The following is a 455-nucleotide window of genomic DNA, read 5'->3' as shown; positions in this document are numbered from 1 at the left end:
CGTGCGTTCGGGGCGCGTGATCCAGATCAGCGCGATCAGCGCGATAAAGATCACCGACGAAATCCAGAACAGGTCGTTCACGCCAAGCTGCGCGGCCTGCTGCGTCACCATGCGGTCGAACAGGCCATGCGACTGCGACGGATCGAGGCCGACCGCGTTCTGCATCTGCTGCATCGACTGATTGAAGACCGGATTCGTCGGCGTGGCCTGCTCGGTGAGGCGCGCGTGATGGAAGATCGTGCGATGGTCCCACGCGGTCTCGAAGATCGAGGTGCCGATACCGCCGCACATGATCCGCACGAAGTTCGACAGACCCGACGCCGCCGGAATGCGGTTGCCCGGCAGACCGGAGAGCGTGATCGAGACGAGCGGAATGAAGAGGCCCGCCATGCCGATACCCTGAATCAGCGTGGGCAGCGTCAGCGCCCAGGTGTCCACGCCGGTCGTGTACTGCG

Annotated in this window: 1 pseudogene; it reads right to left on the bottom strand. The window is 64.2% G+C overall.

Annotation, left to right across the window (positions count from 1 at the left end):
• A pseudogene (locus LDO54_RS01625) lies at positions 1-455 on the bottom strand (MFS transporter); the annotation flags it as partial.

It is taken from the genome of Paraburkholderia tropica (assembly GCF_914484835.1).
Classification (GTDB): domain Bacteria; phylum Pseudomonadota; class Gammaproteobacteria; order Burkholderiales; family Burkholderiaceae; genus Paraburkholderia; species Paraburkholderia tropica_A.
Note: the sequence above shows the minus strand (reverse complement) of the source record. Positions and strands in the feature narration are given on the sequence as shown.